This window comes from Leucobacter faecis, assembly GCF_054456695.2.
Genome location: NZ_JBTJER020000005.1, coordinates 89,744 through 107,569 on the forward strand (window position 1 = coordinate 89,744; position 17,826 = coordinate 107,569).

18 protein-coding genes are annotated in these 17,826 nt (G+C 64.3%); 5 read left to right on the forward strand and 13 right to left on the reverse strand.

The genetic code is table 11. The annotated features are described in order from the left end of the window. The first annotated feature begins 35 nt into the window (after window positions 1–35). Window positions 36–848, forward strand: a complete 813-nt coding sequence (locus ACXR2W_RS07125) for a CPBP family intramembrane glutamic endopeptidase (protein WP_458813638.1) — start codon at window positions 36–38, stop codon at window positions 846–848. 31 nt (window positions 849–879) lie between these two features. On the opposite strand, the gene ACXR2W_RS07130 is transcribed toward ACXR2W_RS07125, so the two are convergent. The 12 genes from ACXR2W_RS07130 to ychF all read right to left on the reverse strand — a co-directional run bounded on the left by ACXR2W_RS07130 (window position 880) and on the right by ychF (window position 12,553). Continuing rightward, window positions 880–1,743 (reverse strand): hypothetical protein, encoded by an 864-nt coding sequence (locus tag ACXR2W_RS07130; protein ID WP_458813640.1) that lies wholly within the window; start codon window positions 1,741–1,743, stop codon window positions 880–882. Continuing rightward, window positions 1,736–2,539: a phosphotransferase gene (locus ACXR2W_RS07135; protein ID WP_458813642.1), complete on the reverse strand. Its 804-nt coding sequence runs from the start codon at window positions 2,537–2,539 to the stop codon at window positions 1,736–1,738. The genes ACXR2W_RS07130 and ACXR2W_RS07135 overlap by 8 nt, the downstream gene beginning before the upstream one ends. Before the next feature lie 30 nt (window positions 2,540–2,569). After that, complete coding sequence (locus tag ACXR2W_RS07140) at window positions 2,570–3,301, reverse strand: GTP pyrophosphokinase (protein ID WP_458813644.1); 732 nt, start codon at window positions 3,299–3,301, stop codon at window positions 2,570–2,572. Window positions 3,302–3,365: 64 nt separating this feature from the next. Next, window positions 3,366–4,172 (reverse strand): alpha/beta fold hydrolase, encoded by an 807-nt coding sequence (locus tag ACXR2W_RS07145; protein ID WP_458813646.1) that lies wholly within the window; start codon window positions 4,170–4,172, stop codon window positions 3,366–3,368. After that, window positions 4,169–5,236 carry a tellurite resistance/C4-dicarboxylate transporter family protein gene (locus ACXR2W_RS07150; RefSeq protein WP_458813648.1) on the reverse strand — a complete coding sequence of 356 codons (1,068 nt, stop codon included), beginning with the start codon at window positions 5,234–5,236 and terminating at the stop codon, window positions 4,169–4,171. Before ACXR2W_RS07150 ends, ACXR2W_RS07145 begins: the two co-directional genes overlap by 4 nt. Next, window positions 5,220–6,878, reverse strand: coding sequence for a ribosomal protection-like ABC-F family protein (abc-f, locus tag ACXR2W_RS07155; RefSeq protein ID WP_458813650.1), 1,659 nt, complete (start codon window positions 6,876–6,878; stop codon window positions 5,220–5,222). Before abc-f ends, ACXR2W_RS07150 begins: the two co-directional genes overlap by 17 nt. 189 nt (window positions 6,879–7,067) lie before the next feature. Next, on the reverse strand, window positions 7,068–8,063 hold the full coding sequence (locus ACXR2W_RS07160) for a hemolysin family protein (protein ID WP_458813652.1): 996 nt from the start codon (window positions 8,061–8,063) through the stop codon (window positions 7,068–7,070). Further along, the gene (locus ACXR2W_RS07165; RefSeq protein WP_458813654.1) at window positions 8,060–9,439 is read right to left on the reverse strand and encodes a hemolysin family protein; all 1,380 of its coding nucleotides are present in this window, start codon (window positions 9,437–9,439) and stop codon (window positions 8,060–8,062) included. Before ACXR2W_RS07165 ends, ACXR2W_RS07160 begins: the two co-directional genes overlap by 4 nt. Before the next feature lie 210 nt (window positions 9,440–9,649). Beyond that, on the reverse strand, window positions 9,650–10,261 hold the full coding sequence (locus tag ACXR2W_RS07170; protein ID WP_458813656.1) for a hypothetical protein: 612 nt from the start codon (window positions 10,259–10,261) through the stop codon (window positions 9,650–9,652). A 118-nt stretch (window positions 10,262–10,379) separates the two neighbouring features. Further along, window positions 10,380–10,772 (reverse strand): zinc ribbon domain-containing protein YjdM, encoded by a 393-nt coding sequence (locus ACXR2W_RS07175; RefSeq protein WP_458813658.1) that lies wholly within the window; start codon window positions 10,770–10,772, stop codon window positions 10,380–10,382. 67 nt (window positions 10,773–10,839) lie between these two features. Then, window positions 10,840–11,280, reverse strand: coding sequence for a YtoQ family protein (locus tag ACXR2W_RS07180; protein ID WP_458813660.1), 441 nt, complete (start codon window positions 11,278–11,280; stop codon window positions 10,840–10,842). A 199-nt stretch (window positions 11,281–11,479) separates the two neighbouring features. Continuing rightward, window positions 11,480–12,553: a redox-regulated ATPase YchF gene (gene ychF / locus ACXR2W_RS07185; RefSeq protein ID WP_458813662.1), complete on the reverse strand. Its 1,074-nt coding sequence runs from the start codon at window positions 12,551–12,553 to the stop codon at window positions 11,480–11,482. Between the two features lie 65 nt (window positions 12,554–12,618). Between ychF and ACXR2W_RS07190 the strand changes: the two genes are divergently transcribed. Continuing rightward, window positions 12,619–13,203 carry an exonuclease domain-containing protein gene (locus ACXR2W_RS07190; protein ID WP_458813664.1) on the forward strand — a complete coding sequence of 195 codons (585 nt, stop codon included), beginning with the start codon at window positions 12,619–12,621 and terminating at the stop codon, window positions 13,201–13,203. A gap of 136 nt (window positions 13,204–13,339) precedes the next feature. Beyond that, a complete protein-coding gene (locus tag ACXR2W_RS07195) occupies window positions 13,340–14,686 on the forward strand; it encodes a DNA recombination protein RmuC (RefSeq protein ID WP_458813666.1) in 1,347 nt (448 codons plus the stop codon). An 86-nt stretch (window positions 14,687–14,772) separates the two neighbouring features. On the opposite strand, the gene glpX is transcribed toward ACXR2W_RS07195, so the two are convergent. Further along, complete coding sequence (gene glpX, locus ACXR2W_RS07200) at window positions 14,773–15,756, reverse strand: class II fructose-bisphosphatase (protein WP_458813668.1); 984 nt, start codon at window positions 15,754–15,756, stop codon at window positions 14,773–14,775. A gap of 113 nt (window positions 15,757–15,869) precedes the next feature. Between glpX and fbaA the strand changes: the two genes are divergently transcribed. Both fbaA and ACXR2W_RS07210 read left to right on the forward strand, forming a co-directional pair. Continuing rightward, the gene (fbaA, locus tag ACXR2W_RS07205; protein WP_458813670.1) at window positions 15,870–16,901 is read left to right on the forward strand and encodes a class II fructose-bisphosphate aldolase; all 1,032 of its coding nucleotides are present in this window, start codon (window positions 15,870–15,872) and stop codon (window positions 16,899–16,901) included. Further along, window positions 16,901–17,824, forward strand: a complete 924-nt coding sequence (locus ACXR2W_RS07210; RefSeq protein ID WP_458813672.1) for a DUF6264 family protein — start codon at window positions 16,901–16,903, stop codon at window positions 17,822–17,824. Before fbaA ends, ACXR2W_RS07210 begins: the two co-directional genes overlap by 1 nt. Window positions 17,825–17,826: the final 2 nt, after the last annotated feature.

Genomic DNA, 17,826 nt, shown 5'->3' on the forward strand with positions numbered 1-17,826 from the left:
ACTGTTCATCTTCTACAAACGACTACGCTCGACTCATGACCCAGTTGCACAGCACTCCCTCGCGCACCCGCACCGCGTGGGAGCTCGGCATCGTGCTCGCCCTCTCATTTGGTGCGTCAGGGGTGTACGCGATTGTGGCCATCATCGAGCGTCTCACGCGCGAGCAGCCGCTGTCACAGCAGACCGCCACGATCAACCGGCCGCTGTCTGAGCAGGCCGTGCTCGACCTCGTCTACCAGTTGCTGAGCTTTACGTTTGGTCTCGCCCCCGTGGCGCTCGTCATCTTTATGGTGTGGCGCAGCACACCACCGAGGCTCGGCGCGCTCGGTTTAGGCACACCGCTCGGCGGGTATCGCGACCCCAGGCGCCGCTGGTGGCCGCGCGAAATTTGGTACGGGGTGGGGCTCGCTGCCCTCATCGGCATCCCCGGCATCGGGTTCTACCTGGTCACGAAAGCCATCGGCATCAATGTCACCGTCGTGCCGACCGTGCTCGATGCGTACTGGTGGACGGTTCCGATTCTGATTCTGCAAGCGCTCAAGGCCGCGCTCGGTGAAGAACTGATCGTCGTCGCTTACTTCTTCGATCGTCTGCGCAAACTCGGCGCGGGCCCGGTCACCACTGTTGTGACGAGCGCACTGCTGCGTGGCAGCTACCACCTCTACCAGGGCTTCGGCGGTTTCTTAGGCAACGTGGTGATGGGGCTCGTATTTGGCTGGTGCTACCAGCGCTACGGTCGCGCACTGCCGCTGGTCATCGCCCACTGGGTCTTAGATATCGTGAGCTTCGCGGGGTACCCGCTCGCGCTCGCCCTGTGGCCCACCCTGTTTGCGGCGCCCGGAGCGTAGCACGAGCACGAGCGCGAGCACGAGCACGAGCTTACTGCGGCTGAATCGTACCGATCCAGGCGGCAACGAGCCCCCACACCTCGTTGTAGAGCTCTGGTGCGGCGGCGCAGCTTTCGGCAGGCTTGCGAATCTGAATCGTGCCGTCGTCCAGCCGCGTCGCACCCCACGCGGTGCGCATGGCCGCGCACTCCTCGGGGAATGAACTCAGCAGTTCAGACGTGAGCTCAAGGTTTACGTTGTCTGGAATCGCGTAGTACACCATGCCAAAGCGGGTCGAAATTTGTGACGCCGAGTTCCACGGGCCGATCGGCATAGAGGTCACTTCGCCCACATCAACCTGGGGCGCCTCGTCCTTCTTCTCGGGCTCGGGTTCAGGCTTTACTGGGGTCTCGGGCTGCTCAGTGTCGGGCGTCGCCTCAGGCGTCTGCGGTGTCGTCTCCGTGGTGTTCGAGCTGGGCGGGGTCGCCTGTGGCGCAGACTCTGCGCCGCGCACGACGTTCACCACCACGATCGACAGGATGATCGCGACCACGGCCACCGCGCCCACGATGATCCACGGCATGGGAGCCTTCTTCTTCGCCGTGGGTCCCTGATTCGTGTGCACACGCTCAGCCTGTTCATGCGCCAGCCGCTGCCGCGCTGGCATGGGAGCGGCTGCTGTCACCGGCTCCGCAGCGGGCTGCTGCCCACGACGCACGCCCGGCACCGGTTCGGAGCTCTGAGCGGCAGCGGGCTGAGGGGCCACGGGCTGAGGGAGTACGGGCTGACGTGCAGCTGGGCGAGAAGTCGGCAGCGGCGCTGTAGGGGTCTCGCTGCGACCCGCGTCTGTGCCCGACGCGTCGTTCGCGTCGTCATTCAGCGGGCCAAACAGCTCCTCAAAGGGGTCTCTACTCACCTGACCACCCTAACTGCTCTTTCCCCGGGTTTTCTCTGGAGGCGGCCAGTTCGTGCCGGATCGCGACCTCCCGCTGCCCAAACTCGCGTACGCGCAAAAGGTGGCGCCCCATCGCTCCCGAATCACGCAGTGCAAGCGTGCCGGGGTCCCCGCGTTCGATACCGGCCTGCCACCTTGCCGCGATCAGAGCCATGCGTGCATCAACGGCGTCGAGCACGGCTGTCGCGGTGACGCCACCGTACGCCACCGCTACAAGCTGCAGCCTGCGCACGACGTCTGCAACCGGGGCCGGTCGCAAGAGCGGCACCCCCGACCATACGAGAAACGCGAGATCGTCAAGCGGGCGACCCGGGCCCGCGCGATCCCAGTCGATCATGCCCGCAAACTCGCCCTCCTGAACGACCCAGTTATACAGCCCCGGATCGTTGTGGCAGATAATCTCATCGGCTTCGAGGGCTTGCACCCCCTGCCGCCATGCGAGCGCCCCCGGCCGAAAGTCACGCACGGCATCGTGATACTTGCGCAGCCACGCGGCCGCATCGGCGAGCGCCGCGTCACCCGGCTGCGTAGTTTCGGGGTCGAGCGTGTCACCGGGTAGGTAGTCGAGCACCTCGCGCCCCTCAGCATCAATGCCGTGCACACGTGGGATCCCGGGGAGGCCGCGCTCGTGTAGGTGCTCGAGTAGCGCGTGCACTGCTGGCGTCCACGGCCCCGTGGGCCGGTGTACACGGGTGACGCCGTTTGCGCATATACGCCACACGCCGCCCGAGCCACCCGCTAAATGTTCGCTTTCCACTCTTCGACTGTAGAGGATTCGGGCACGCTGTTACGCAGGGAACACGCGCGGACCGGGCGGGGTGGGGTCGCTCGGTAGCCCGTGTACTTCAACGTGCAGGCGTTCCATGTGTGCGTCGAGTTCTGCTGCGAGGTCGGCGGCATCCTTCAGATCTCTGATGAGCGAGTCGGGTACTTGCCGCTCGTACTTGTAGTAAATCTTGTGTTCGAGGCTCGCCCAAAAATCCATCGCGATAGTTCGAAACTGCACTTCGACGGGCACGTCCACGCGTCCCTTCGAGAGAAACACGGGCACCGAGATGATCGTGTGCAGGCTCTGGTACCCGTTGGGTTTGGGTTCAGCAATGAAGTCTTCGACTTCGAGCACGGTGATGTCATCTTGCTGTGTGAGGAGATCGAAGAGTCGATACACGTCACGCCTAAACGAGCATGTGACGCGCACCCCCGCGATGTCGTGAATGTTGGCGCGAATCTCTTCGAAGTCGGCCCCAATACCGCGCCGTTCAAGCTTGCCGACGAGGCTTTCCACCGACTTCACGCGACTCGAAACGTGTTCGATCGGGTTGTATTCGTGCGTGTGCACAAACTCCTCGCGCAAAATCGACAGCTTGGTTTCGACCTCTTGCATACCAAAGCGATATTCGAGCAAGAAGCGCTGCATGCGTTCACCGAGTGCTTTCAGTGCCCGCGCCGAGATCGTAATTTCGTCGCCCACCTCAGCTGCAATGATGGGGGCTGGCACTGTTGTTTCCGTGGTGCTCATGTCTCGAGCGTATCCCTCATCGGTCAGGTCTGCCTGTGACTCTAGCCGCCCGCTCTCTCGAAGATCACTGCAAGAGGAACGCCCGCAGCACCGCGATCGTCTCTGCTGGCTTCTCTGAGTGCACCCAGTGCCCCGCACCCTTCATCGTCAGGCGTCGGGTTCTCGGAAACAGGGTGCGCATGGCGGGTTCGTCTTCGTCGGTAACATACCCCGATTTTTCGCCTCCCACCCACAGCACCTGCCCATCAAACGTGAGCGGCGCAACCTCTGGAAACGCCATGATCGTTTCGAGTTCTGCGCGCAGCAGCGCAAGGTTTGGCTCCCACGAGAAACCATCAGTGTCGCGGCGCAGATTTTGCAGCAAGAACCCGCGTACCGCGTCGCTGGGAATCTCTGCCCGAAGCAGCGCGCCGGCGTCGGCACGACGGGTGAGCTTCGACGTGTCGATGCTCGCGAGCGCAGCCAGCAGGTGTTGAAACTCCCCTCGCCCACTCACCGATGTTGTAGGTGAGTTGTCGAGCACCACAAGCTTGCGCACGAGATCGGGGTGCCGAAGCGCCAGCACCATCGCTACTTTGCCGCCCATGGAGTGCCCGATCACGTCTACCGGGCCGCCCGCCGCAAATCCCGCACGAAGGTGCTCTGCCACGAGGTCGGCGAGCTCCTCGTACGAGATGTGCTCGGTCCACCCCGACTGACCGTGGTTGGGCAGGTCGACGAGCAGGCTGACAGCTTCGGGCTCGAGCCCCGCTGCCACACGCGTGAAGTTCTTGCCGCGGCCAAACAGGCCGTGTAAGAACACGACCCGGTGTGGGGCTGCGGGGTCACCCGACGAAACAGAGTGAATGGGACGGGTTAGTTTGGCGCTCACCCCTCCAATGTAGCTCGCCCGCCCCGCGCCTGCGCCCACAGCGCGTGGGCGATCCGGAGCAGCATCGCCAGAAACACGGCGCACCAAACGAGGGCCGCGATCACGAGCGCGATGTGGCCGATTGTTTCGACCGCGGGCAGCGCGTCTGCCCGTCCCAGTGAGATCGAGGCGACCGCAAACATGCCCATGGGAAACACCATCGACCACAGCGTCGGCACGTAACGCAGTGGCACTCGGTGCACGAGGTGGCGCCACACGCCCGCACCCAGCAGCATCGGAATCAGCCAGACGCAGAAGCTCCAGAACACGACGACGGTGCCCGAGATGAGCTCGCGCGTCGCGTCGACCATGGGCGTCGATTGCATGTCGACGATGCCCGAGCCCGCGACGACCGCGATCGCGAGCGCCCCCATCGCGACCCAGTAGGGCGGTTCGAACTCGCCGGGCGTGATGCCATAGTGAATGATGCGCAGCAGCACGATGAGCGCGATGCCAGCGTAGAGCGCGACGCCCACCGACCACGACAGCACCGCAAGCATACCGATCCAGGTTTGTGCCTGGGGTGCCGCGTGCGCCTGGATCTGGCTCATGCCGACGGCGAGCGATTGGCTCGCGACCGCCCAAATGAACCAGGTGCCGTTGGTGCGCGCGAGGATACGGTGGCCGTCGCGGGTCATGAGCACCTGCCAGGGCAGCAGGTACCCGAAGACGAACCAGAGGCCCGCCCCGACGAAGAGCAGCGTCGTCGCGGCGGTCACCGCGCCCGCTTGTGCGAGCCGCACCCCGAGCACGTCGGTGCCCGCGACGACGGTGAAGTACGCGAACGCGATCTCGGGGTTGCGCAGGTCGCGGCGGACGTGGTGCGGAAACGCGATCGCCCGCCAAATGAACAGCACCCACAGGGCCGCGTAGGCGACCGCCGCGATCCACAGGAGCGCGAGCGACAGCGCCTGTGCACCGACATCGTGCAGCCCGATTGAGACGATGCCCGTCGCCATCACGAGCGCAAAATAGCCGGGCGACAGCCGCGCGACCGCCGCGTGTACGTTAGCGTTCTTGGACACGACCGGCCTCCACGTGCCAGCGGCGGGTGAGGTTCACCGATTCGAGCATGCGCCTGTCGTGCGTGACGAGCAAGAGCGCCCCCTCGAAGCTTTCGAGCGCCTGCTCGAGCTGCACGATCGCGGGCAGGTCGAGGTGGTTCGTGGGCTCATCGAGCACGAGTACGTTGACGCCGCGAGCCTGCAGGAGGGCGAGCCCGGCCCGCGTGCGCTCACCCGGCGACAGCTCGCCTGCGGCTCGGTTCACGTGGTCGGCCTTCAACCCGAATTTGGCGAGCAGCGTGCGCACTTCACCGCTCGCATACTCGGGCACGAGGTTTTCGAATACGTCGGCGAGCGTAGCTTCGCCCGCGAACTGGGCGCGCGCCTGGTCGATCTCGCCGATCGCAACCGAGGCGCCCAGCGATGCCGCGCCCCGTGTCAGCTCTTGCCGCCCCAGGAGTGCCCGCAAGAGCGTCGACTTGCCCGCGCCGTTGGGGCCCGTGATGCCTACCCGCTCCCCCGCGTTGAGCTGCAGCGACACGGGGCCAAACGTGAAGTCGCCCTGTTCGATGACGGCCTCGTTGAGGGTGGCCACGACGCTCGACGAGCGCGGGGCCGCCCCAATCGTGAACTCGAGCTGCCACTCCTTACGTGGCTCTTCGACCTCGTCGAGGCGCTTAATGCGGCTCTCCATCTGCCGCACCTTTTGCGCCTGCTTTTCGCTCGATTCGGTCGATGCGCGGCGCCTGATCTTGTCATTGTCGGGGTTCTTCTTCATGGCGTTGCGCACGCCCTGGCTCGACCACTCCCGCTGCGTGCGGGCACGTGCGACGAGGTCGGCCTTCGTCGTCGCAAACTGCTCGTACTCGTCGCGGCGGTGCTGCCTCGCCACCTCGCGCTCTTGCAGGTAAGCGTCGTAGCCGCCCCCAAACAGCGTGCTGCGGCCCTGCGCGAGGTCGAGTTCGAACACGCTCGTCACACAGCGCGCCAAAAACTCTCGGTCGTGGCTCACGAGCACGACGCCGCCGCGCAGCCCCTGTACGAAGTTCTCGAGTTGTTCGAGGCCCGCAAAATCGAGGTCGTTCGTCGGCTCATCGAGCAGCACAATGTCGAACCGCGACAGCTTCAACGCCGCAAGTCCCACGCGCGCGGCCTGCCCGCCCGACAGCCCGGTCATGAGCGACTCGGCGCCGATCTGCGCGAGCCCCAGCTCGTCGAGCACCGCGGGCAGCCGCTCCTCGAGGTCGGCCGCCCCGCTCGCGAGCCAGCGATCGAGCGCGGCCGCGTACACATCAGCTGGATCCGGATCCCCCGGCCGCACCGCCCCCGGATCGCCCAGGGCGATCGCGGCCGCATCCATATCGGCCGTGGCCTTAGCGCAGCCGGTGCGGCGCGCGATGTAGGCGGCGACAGTCTCGCCCGCGACCCGCTCGTGCTCCTGGGGCAGCCAGCCGACGAACGCGTCGGTGGGGGCGCGGTGGATCTTGCCGGTCTGTGGTGCGAGGTCGCCCGCGAGAATGCGCAAGAGGGTTGACTTGCCCGCGCCGTTCACGCCGACGACCCCGATCACGTCGCCGGGGGCGACGGTGAGGTTGACGTTGTCAAAGAGGGTGCGGTGGGCGTATCCGCCCGAAATTCCCTCGGCCACGAGCGTTGCAGTCATGGTCTTAAGCCTAACCGCCGCGCGGTCGCTGCTACGACGGCTGCTGTGGCTACGACGGCTACCGTGGTGGCGAGCCGGCACGAGCAGGTATCAAAACGACGAGTCGGTGCGATAAGTACGTCATTATCGCACCGACTCGTCGTTTCGATGCCGTCTCGTCATTTCGATGCTGTCTCGCGGCGGCGCTCGCTACGCGGGTACGATCTCGCGCAGCAGATCGTCGAGCGTGATCACGCCGACGAGCCTGCCGTCTTCGACCACGATCGCGAGCTGCACCTGACCGCGGCGCATGCGCGCGAGCGCATCGTAGGCCGAGTCGCCGGGTGCGAGGCTCATCGCAGGGCGTGAAATCTCGGCCGCGGGCGTCTCATCAGCGACCGCGAGAGTGTCGCGCACGTGCGCGACACGGCAGTCGGCGTCTGACCCGACGAGCAGGCGCAGATGCCCCGACTCTGCTGCGACGGCTCGCACATCGGCGGCGGTCGCGTGCACCGGCACCGATGAGGGTGCCTTGTCGGTGCGCACGATCGAGCCGACCGTCATCGAACTGAGCTCGATCACCTGCGAGATCGACTCTGAGTATTCCTCTGCGAGCGTGCCTACCGCGCGCGAGTGCGCCACGAGCTGCCTGATCGTGTCGACGTCTTGACCGCCCGCGGCGGCCTTCTCGACCGGCTCCACGCCCGATGCTTTGACGAGCTTGTTGGCGATGCGATTGATCCACAGGAGCAGCGGCCGCAGCGGCCACGTGAGCAGCCGCGCAGTAAACGCGGTCGACTTGGCGGCCGTTTCGGGGTGTGCGATCGCCCACGACTTAGGCGCCATCTCGCCGATCACCAGGTGCAAGAACGTGACCACGATCAGCGCGAGCATAAACGCAATGATGTCGGCGAGCACGTAGGGCAGGCCCCACGCCTCAAACACCGGCGACAGCGCGTAGTCGATCGCCGGCTTGGTGATCGCACCGAGCAAGAACGTGCACACGGTGATACCGAGCTGCGCGAACGCGAGCATCACGGTCAGCTCGTTCATACTGCGCAGCGCCGCACGGGCGGACGCGCTGTGGTCGGCCTGTTCTTCGAGCCGGTGCCTGCGCGCCGCGAGGAGCGCAAACTCGACGATCACGAAGAAGGCGCTCGCAACGATCAGTGCGATCGTGATGATTGTGACTAGCCACCAGCTCATCGCGCTGCCTCCTCAGTGTCGTTCGTCATATCGGCTTCGTGCAGGCGCGCCAGAATCTGCGACGGCACGTGGCGTGCGACCTCGGTCGCTTCGATCTCGAGCCAGCGCGAGATCCGGATCCCCTGGAGTGTTTCCGCCGAACGCTCGGGCAGGTCTACACGCACCTTCGCTCCCACAGGCACGAGGTCGCCGTAGCGATCGATCATGAGGCCGGCGATCGTCTCGATGTCTTCTTCTGGCAGGTCAAACCCGATGATGCGTTCAACCTCGTCGAGGTGCACGTCGCCCGGAATACGCCAGCTGTTCTCGCCAATGCTGGTCGCGTCGGCCACATCGGTGTCGTGTTCGTCGGCGAGTTCGCCGATGACCTCTTCGGTCAGGTCTTCGATGGTCAAGATACCGTCGAAGCTGCCGTACTCATCAACGACGCAGGCGAGTTCGTTGCGGGTTTCACGCATGCGCGCAAACGCCACGGGCAGAAGCATCGTGGTGGGCAGCACAACTGCTTCGCGCATCACGTCTGCGACGAGCGTCGCGTCGGGGTAGCTGCCGCGCAGCAGGTCGATCAGTTCGACAACACCCACGGGCGAATCCTCGTCGCTGATAACAGGGTAACGGGTGTGCCCGGTCGCCATGAGTGTTCGTGCTTCACCGACTGTGGTCTGCGGGGTGACCACGTCGACGCGCGAGCGTGGCACCATCGCGTGTTCAACGTCGCGCTCTGGGAAGTCAAGAATGCGATCAATGATGACCGAAAGGTCTTGCGGCAGGTCGCCGCTCTCGCGTGATGCGTCTACGATGGCCTCGAGATCACGGGCCGTGGCACTCTCGTCAACGTCTTCAAGCGGCTCGATCCGGAGCAAACGCAGTAGGGCGTTAGAGGCCATATCGAAAATCTTGATGAGCCAGCCAAAGACCGCGAGGTAGATGCGCGTGGGCGTCGCGAGTGCCCGGGCCAGCGGTTCGGGGCTCGCGATGGCGAGGTTCTTGGGGTAGAGCTCGCCGAAGATCATGGTGACGAGCGTCGCGAGAATCAGCGCGCCCGCTGTGCCGATGAGCACCGAGGTGACGGGATCGAGCCCCGCGCCGCCCAGCAGCGTGCCGATCGATTTGCCGATCAGCGGCTCAGCGACGTAGCCGATGAGTAACCCGGTGACGGTGATGCCGAGTTGCGCGCCCGAGAGCATAAACGACGTTCGCTTGGTGATGCCGAGCACCTGCCGCGCTTTGGCGTCGCCCTTCGCCGCCTGCGCCGAGACGCGCGAGCGGTCGACCGACATGTACGCAAACTCTTGGGCCACGAAGAACCCGCACGCCACGATGATCGCGAGCGTAATGAGAACGCCCACGAGCAGTGTGAGCCAAGCCTCTACCATTTCTTGTCACCCCCTTGAATCATAAGGGGGCGCGAAGATCGACCCTCCTGGTCAGGGTGGGTGCTGCGATGGCTCACGGGTGTCTCTCTCGTGGGTCAGGTTCGGTTGGGATCTTTACAGTATCGAATTTCGTCGACAGTCAGATGTGTGTTTGGTGAGGCGTTTACGGCCTCACTTGTTTGGTGCACCACAATCGCTCTTTGAGTAGGATCACTTGGCGAGGAGCGCTTGCACGATCTTCAGCCCAGCTGGGCCATCGATCGTTGACATGTCCCCCACCGCCGATGCCGTAATACTCGTTTCGACGCCCGGCACCCAGATGGTCGTGGTGCTTGCCCCTGCGATAGCGACTGCTGTTTGCAGGGAGTAACCGATGCCGCCGTTATCTGCCAGCCAGGGATCCTCGACGAGTGAAGCACCCTCCATTTCGAGCACCATGCTCGGGTCGGGTTTGGGCGTGCCCTGTTCAACCGTGGCCATTCCTACCGAGACGCTGCGACCGTTCGCGACGTTTGTTTCGTCCTCGGCCATGTCCCAACCGCAGCTCACGCCCCACTCATCGACGACGTTGTCGTCTAGCGGTACGAGCCCTTCAATGAAAGGCGCAACAACCGCCTCGATTTGGTCACACGAGGTGATGTGTTCGATTGAGAATTGGCCTTCGCTCGGCGTAGATTCTGTGGGCTTCGCGTCTGTTTCTGCGCTCGCACTGGGGTTCGTGTCGGGCTCCGGTGCGGGTGCCTTTGCGGGCGCCTGCGATGCGCAACCGGCGAGCAGGAGCCCAGAGAGCGCGAGAGCAATACCTACTGATTTCTTTTGCACACGATCAAGCTAGTGCAACATTTGTAGCGAAATCAAGAAGTAATATTCAAACTTTCGATGAGGCTTGCCGGTTTCGTACTCGAGCCCGTTATGGCCTTGGCGCGAGACTGCCTATTACCTAAAGCTTCTTGACGATGCTCGACTTGAGTTGAATCTTGCCGACGCCCGCGATCTTGGCGTCGATGTCGTGGCCATCGCCGCGGTCAGTTACGAGGCGAATGCCCCGCACTTTGGTGCCGGCTTTCACCGCCCCGCCTCCCCCGCCCGCAATCTTTACCGTTTTCACAACGGTGACGTCGTCGCCGTCAGCGAGCGGGTTGCCCACTGCGTCGCGTACAACGTTTACTTCTTGCGCTTGCTGCGCGTTCGCCTGCGCGCTCGCTGACGCAGGCGCCCACTCGTGCCCACACATGTGGCAGCTGAACAGCGCACCTGATTCGTAGGTGTACTCTGCCTTACACTCGGGGCACGGCGGTAGCTCTGCTTCAAAGGTGTCTGTCACGTGAGTCATGCTCTTTCTAGTGTTCACCGAGGTCGTTGAACTCCGCTAAGTACTGCTTTTGGTCAAAGGTTTGCGGTTAGTCTCGCAGCACGTAGCGCAGAGTTTCGACCACTTGAGCCGTGGTCGTGCACCAGCCCTGGGCCGCCGCGTCAACTTCTTTCAACGGATGCACGATGTTCTCATCGTGCAGCGTGACATACGGTTTGCCAAGTGCCGCGCAGTAGCCGGCGTCGAACGCCGCGTTCCACTGTTTGTATTCGCTGCCAAAGCGTACGACAACGAAGTCGCTCTGCTCGATGAGCGTGCGCGTACGAATCGCATTCACTTTTGCCGATTGTTGGTCGCGCCAGAATTGACTCTCGGCGTTAGCCAGGTGATCACCTGCCGCGTCGCTTGCGGGATGGTCGGTGACCGGGGCCGTGAAGACCACGTCGAGACCTGCTTCTTCTGCGCCGCGCTTGATCTCATCGCGCCACTCGGTGTGAATCTCTCCAGACAGGTAGACGTTAAAACTCATGGTCGCACACTCCGCTTCTTGAGGCTTTACGCTCGAGGTAACTCGGTCCTCACCACCCTAGCGATTCGCGTCCCAGGCGGTGCGCCTACAGCGGAAACTCGGTGACGAAGTCGAGGTGGCCAAGCACCGGCTGTCGTTCCCCTAGATGCAAAACACCCCTCCACAATCTGTGAAGGGGTGTCGCATCAGTTCAACAAAACTAGACGTTAAACCGCCACTCGCACACGTCACCGTCTTGCATCACGTATTCCTTGCCCTCCATGCGGGCCTTGCCCTTGGCGCGTGCCTCGGCCACCGATCCGGCTTCGACGAGATCCTCGAACGAGATAATTTCGCCCTTAATGAAGCCCTTTTCGAAGTCGCCGTGAATCACGCCGGCTGCCTGCGGCGCGGTCGCGCCCTTGCGGATCGTCCACGCACGCGCCTCTTTGGGGCCCGCGGTCAGGTAGGTCTGCAGGCCGAGGGTGTCGAAGCCGACGCGCGCGAGCTGGCTAATACCGCTCTCCTCCTGGCCGATCGACGCGAGCATCTCAGCGGCGTCCTCGTCGTCGAGCTCGATGAGCTCGCTCTCAATCTTGGCGTCGAGGAAGATCGCCTTCGCGGGCGCCACGAGCGCCGCGAGCTCTTCGAGACGCGCCGAGTCCTGCAGCACCTCTTCGTCGACGTTGAAGACGTAGAGGAACGGCTTCGCTGTGAGCAGCCCGAGCTCGCTAATGTCTTCGAGGTCGATGTCGGTCTGCGAAAGCAGCTTGCCCTCATCGAGCGCCACGCGAGCGGTCTTCGCCGTCGCGACGACCGAGGCCTCGATCTTGCGGTTCTTGAGCTCCTTCTCAAAGCGCAGGAGGGCCTTATCGAGGGTCTGCATATCGGCGATGATCAGCTCGGTGTTGATCGTCTCCATGTCACTGGCGGGGTTCACATCGCCGTCAACGTGCACGACGTCGGGGTCCTGAAACCCGCGCACGACCTGCGCAATGGCGTCTGCCTCACGAATGTTGGCGAGGAACTGGTTGCCGAGCCCCTCACCCTCGCTCGCGCCGCGTACGATGCCCGCGATATCAACAAAGCTGACGGGCGCGGGCAACAGGCGCTCAGAGCCGAAGATTTCGGCGAGCTTGTTCAGCCTGGGGTCGGGCAGGTTGACGACGCCAACGTTCGGCTCGATCGTGGCGAACGGGTAGTTCGCCGCGAGCGCGTCGTTGTGCGTGAGAGCGTTGAACAGGGTCGACTTGCCTACGTTAGGGAGTCCGACAATTCCGATAGTTAGAGCCACGATCGACCATTCTACCCGGCACGAGCGCTGTAAGAACTGTCAGAGGTGTGTGGCACGCTTTATGTGTGCCCGTAGACTTCACCGCCATCGATTTTGAGACCGCAAATGGCCACGCTTCTTCGGCGTGCTCGGTCGGGCTCGCGCGCGTGCGCGACGGGCTCGTCGTCGAGCGCGCCGATTGGCTCATCAAACCACCGGCCTCACACGCCGAATTTCAGCCCTTCAACATCAAGATTCACGGCATCACCCCCGCGATGGTCGCGCACGCCCCAGACTGGGCAGCTCAGCTCGGCGACCTACGTGATTTTCTGGGCGACGACGTGGCCGTGGCGCACAACGCCAGCTTCGATATGAGCGTGATTCGCACGGCCTGCGCCGAGACTGTCACCCCGGTGCCCAAGCTGCGCTACCTCTGCAGCGTGCAGGTCTCGCGCAAGACCTACGAGCTCGCGTCGCACCGGCTACCGCTCGCCGCCGCTGCAGCGGGCTACGGCGACTTCGCGCACCACAACGCGAGCGCCGACGCCGAGGCCTGCGCCGCGATCGTCATCGACGCCGCGAGGCGCCACGGCGCTGCCAGCATCGCCGAGCTCGTGAAGGCCACGGGCGTGAAGCTGCACACGCTCAAGGCAATTCCGCTCAAGCTGTAGCCTCGGGCGCCCGCTGTGCGCGGCTTGTTTGCTCCGGATCATGCCCTGTGCTCCCCGCAGCCGGTGTCTCGAAGCGCCTGTGTCGGTGGTGCCCAGTAGCGTTGGCACAACACCGATTTCGAAAGGCTGGGACGCTATGGATGCCCTTGTCATCACGCTGCTCGCGGCGAACCTACTGCTGCTCATCGCGGTGCTCGCCGTGGTGCTGCTGCGCTACAAACCGGGGCAAGCACCCGGAGGCGGGTCGGCCTCACTGGGGCCTGAGCTACGGCAAGAGTTTGCGCTGTTGCGCGGCGAAATCAACCAGGCGATCGCGGCCGGGCAGCAGCAGCTCGACGCCAGGCTGCTCGCGGTGAGCCAAACCCAGGCCAGTGAGCTCGCGCGCGATCGAGAATCGCGTCAGGGCGCAGCCCTCGAACAGCGCGACCTACTCGAACGATCACTCGTGGGTTTGAACGACCGCATGCATACGACGTCACAGGCGCACGTGCAGTCGCAGATTGAGTTTCAGCAGTCGGTCGAGGGCCGGTTTGAAGATCTGCGGCGCAGCCTCGCTATCGAGCTCGAAAAAATGCGCCAGGGCAATGAAGCGAAGCTTGAAAAGATGCGTGAGACCGTCGACGAGAAGTTGCAGGGCACGCTCGAGAAGCGACTCGGCGAATCGTTTAGTCTCGTGAGCGAGCGCCTGGAGCAGGTACAAAAGGGCCTCGGTGAAATGCAGACGCTCGCCTCAGACGTGGGCGGGCTTAAGCGCGTGCTCACCAACGTGAAGAGCCGCGGTAGCTGGGGCGAGGTCCAGCTGGCCCGCCAGCTCGAAGACATGCTCACCCCCGAGCAGTATCAACAGAACGTGGCCGTGCGCCCCGATTCGGCAGAGCGCGTCGAGTTTGCCATTAAGCTGCCCGGACGCGACGACAGTAACGTGCCCGTGTGGCTGCCGATCGACTCGAAGTTTCCGCAAGAAGACTACGAGCGTCTGCTCGAGGCGCAAGAAACAGGAGACGCCGAGGCGGTGCAGCTCGCTGGCCGCACCATCGAAAAGGTGATCCTCACGCAGGCGAAGCTGATTCACGACAAGTACGTGCACCCGCCGTTCTCAACCGACTTCGCCATCATGTACCTGCCCACCGAGGGGCTGTTTGCTGAAGCTATTCGGCGGCCGGGGCTCGCGAGCAAGATTCAGCGCGAGTACCGCGTGACCGTCGCAGGTCCCACCGTGCTGATGTCGCTACTCAATAGCCTGCAGCTCGGGTTTCGCACCCTCGCGATCGAACAGCGCAGCTCTGAGGTATGGAAGGTACTGGGCGCCGCGAAGGCCGAGTTTCAGAAGTACGGCCAGGTGTGGGACAAACTCGAGAAGCAGCTCGCGACCGCCCAAAACACGGTGCAGCAGGTCGGCGTGCGCACCCGCGCGGTCGAGCGGAGCCTGCGCGACGTCGAAACCTACGACGCCAGCATGCTCGAAGAAGTGGAGGCCCTCTAGCTGACGGCTGAAACACTTCGCCCCCGGCGCTCAGTGAGCATCGGGGGCGAAGTTCTACCGCAGGTCAATAGCCTGTGGCGTGTGCGCTAGTTCCAGCGCGTGGGGTCCATGTCGCTGATGACGTGGCGAATGGTGCCCGAGTGCGCACGCATCACGATGCTCTCTGCGCGCACGAACGGGCCGTGGCGCTGCACACCGTCAACGAAGTCGGCCGACGTGATGCCGGTCGCCACGAAGTAGCAGTTGTCGCTCGCAACGAGATCGTTTGCCTCGAGCACGCGGTCGAGATCGTGGCCGGCGCCCAGGGCTCGCTCACGCTCCTCGTCATCCTTCGGCCACAGGCGACCCTGAATCACGCCACCGAGTGCCTTCACCGCGCACGCGGTGATGATGCCCTCGGGTGTGCCACCAATGCCTACGCACATGTCAATGCGCGAGTCCCAGCGTGCCGCGTTGACTCCGCCCGCGACGTCGCCGTCCATGATGAGCCGCGTGCCAGCACCCGCCTCGCGAATGTCAGTGATGAGCTGCTCGTGGCGGGGACGGTCGAGCACGGCGACACGAATGTCAGACACGTCGACCTTCTTGGCGCGAGCAAGCGCGCGAATGTTCTCGCCAATGGGGCGGTTGATTTCAACCACGCCCACGCCCTCGGGGCCGCACACGAGCTTGTCCATGTAGAACACAGCCGACGGGTCATACATGCTGCCGCGATCGGCCACCGCGATCACCGAGAGCGCGCCGGGGCGCCCCTCTGCGGCCAGGCGCGTGCCATCGATCGGGTCGACCGCGACGTCACACTCGGCGCCCTCACCGTTGCCCACCTGCTCGCCGTTGTACAGCCACGGCGCATCGTCTTTCTCGCCCTCACCAATCACAACGGTGCCGTTCATGTTGACGGTGGAGAGGAAGCGTCGCATCGCATCGACCGCCGCACCATCAGCTGCGTTCTTGTCGCCGCGCCCGATCCAGGGAGTCGCCCGCATGGCCGCCGCTTCAGTCGCGCGCACCAGTTCCATTGCGAGGTTACGGTCAGGCTGCCAATCGCCGAGAGATCGTGGTTCAGTCATGGCCTCAAGTCTACCGCCTAGACTGGAGTACGAACGCGGTCCAGCGCCGAACCGCGTGGTATGGAACAAGTGGCGTAGTAGTAACTCACTCTCTCACCCCTCAAGGAGCCCTCATGGCCGTTGCAACCCCGGAACAATACGCAGCAATGATCGACACCGCAAAGGCTGGAGCGTTCGCGTTCCCCGCGGTCAACGTATCAAGCTCGCAGACTCTGAACGCTGCCCTGCAGGGCTTCGCAGAGGCCGGGTCAGACGGTATTCTTCAGGTCAGCTTTGGCGGCGCCGATTACTTCGCGGGTCACACCGTCAAGAACCGTGCTGGCGGCGCGCTCGCGTTTGCTAAGTACGCCGAAGAAGTCGCCAAGGCCTACGACATCACCGTTGCCCTGCACACCGATCACTGCCCCAAGCAGCACCTCGACAGCTTCGTGCTGCCGCTGCTCGGCGCGAGCGAAGAGCGCGTCAAGAACGGCGACGGTCTGCCCTACTTCCAGTCGCACATGTGGGACGGCTCGGCCGTTCCCCTCAGCGAGAACCTCGAGATCGCGAAGGGTCTGCTGCCCCGCATGGCGGCTGCCGGCATCATTCTTGAGGTCGAGATCGGCGTCGTGGGCGGCGAAGAAGACGGCATCACCCACGAGATCAACGACAGCCTCTACACGACGCTCGAAGACGGCATCGCCACGGTCGAGGCGCTCGGCCTCGGCGAGCAGGGCCGTTACCTCACGGCCCTCACCTTCGGCAACGTGCACGGCGTCTACAAGCCCGGCGGTGTGAAGCTGCGCCCCGAGCTGCTCGCTGACATCCAGGCGGGTCTTGCCGAGAAGTACGGCACCGCGGCTAAGCCCCTCGACCTCGTGTTCCACGGCGGCTCGGGCTCCTCTGCTGAGGAGATCGCCGAGGCTGTGCGCAACGGCGTCATCAAGATGAACATCGACACCGACACGCAGTACGCATTCTCGCGCCCGCTCGTTGATTATGTCCTCAAGAACTACGACGGCATGCTCAAGATTGACGGTGAGGTCGGCAACAAGAAGCAGTACGACCCCCGCGCCTACGGCAAGGTAGCAGAGACCGGTATGGCGGCGCGTATCGCGCTGGCTGCTGAGCAGCTCGGCTCGGCAGGCAAGTCGGTGAGCGCGTAGTGACAGACGGCCCCGCGACCCCGCAAGACTCGGCTGCTCCCGAAGAGCCCACACCCCCGCCGGTCTCAAGGCCCAAGCCTGCCTATGGCGAGCTTGCCCCCGAGGGCTGGGAGTGGAAGCCCGAGGGCGCGAGCGACGACACCAACGACGCTAGCGCCGCTCACTCCGGCGCGACGCATCCCGCCGCCGTTCCCGGTGGCTCGGCCCAGTCGCTCCCCGGTGTGCCGCATAACCTCGGTGCGGGGTTACCCAAGCGCGGGGCCAAATCGGCCTCGGGTGGTCGTGCCGAAGGCGCGTCTAGCGCCGGATCCGGCCCCAGCGGCACGCCCGCCGCCGGGCCCGGGGCGCAAAGCACCGGCCCCCAGGGATCCGGAGCTCAGGCACCCGAAGCGCAGGGTCCCAGCACCCCCGGGGCGCCATACCGCGCGCCGGGGGCCGGGGCCTCTGGCGCCGCTCCCCAGCAGGGCAGCAGGCCCGGCGCGGTAGCGCAGCCCAGCGCGCCAAAGCCACGCATCGCCGACCGGGTCATCACGATCGGTCTGCTCGTGCTCGCCGCGTACAGCACCCTGAGCATCGCGAGCTCGATGTTTGCGCTCGAGTCGCAGCTGCGCCTCGTGGGGGCCATGATTGGTCTCGAGCACGCGACGCTCGCCGAGTGGGTGAAGCCTCTCGGCACCGGTACGGGTATCGCGGTGCTCGCTTTGTTCGCGGTGACGCTGATCTACTCGATTCAGCGCATGCGCGCGCGCAGGCTCGCGTTCTGGGTGCCGCTCACGGCGGGCGCAATTGCGGTGCTCATCGTGTTGATCGTGCCCACGGTCGCCATGTTTGCGGGCGCACCCGAGATTATGCAGCAGCTTGACGCCGACCCCAACGGATCGCTCGACAAGATGTTCGCGTACATCAAGGACATGCAGATGTAGCG

Coding starts and splice junctions, on each gene's coding strand:
- ACXR2W_RS07180 (WP_458813660.1), bottom strand. CDS start 11,280: ATGAGTTTTAACGTCTACCTGTCTGGAGAGATTCACACCGAGTGGCGC.
- ACXR2W_RS07175 (WP_458813658.1), bottom strand. CDS start 10,772: ATGACTCACGTGACAGACACCTTTGAAGCAGAGCTACCGCCGTGCCCC.
- ACXR2W_RS07195 (WP_458813666.1), top strand. CDS start 13,340: ATGGATGCCCTTGTCATCACGCTGCTCGCGGCGAACCTACTGCTGCTC.
- abc-f (WP_458813650.1), bottom strand. CDS start 6,878: ATGACTGCAACGCTCGTGGCCGAGGGAATTTCGGGCGGATACGCCCAC.
- ACXR2W_RS07140 (WP_458813644.1), bottom strand. CDS start 3,301: ATGAGCACCACGGAAACAACAGTGCCAGCCCCCATCATTGCAGCTGAG.
- ACXR2W_RS07160 (WP_458813652.1), bottom strand. CDS start 8,063: ATGAGCTGGTGGCTAGTCACAATCATCACGATCGCACTGATCGTTGCG.
- glpX (WP_458813668.1), bottom strand. CDS start 15,756: ATGACTGAACCACGATCTCTCGGCGATTGGCAGCCTGACCGTAACCTC.
- ACXR2W_RS07165 (WP_458813654.1), bottom strand. CDS start 9,439: ATGGTAGAGGCTTGGCTCACACTGCTCGTGGGCGTTCTCATTACGCTC.
- fbaA (WP_458813670.1), top strand. CDS start 15,870: ATGGCCGTTGCAACCCCGGAACAATACGCAGCAATGATCGACACCGCA.
- ACXR2W_RS07125 (WP_458813638.1), top strand. CDS start 36: ATGACCCAGTTGCACAGCACTCCCTCGCGCACCCGCACCGCGTGGGAG.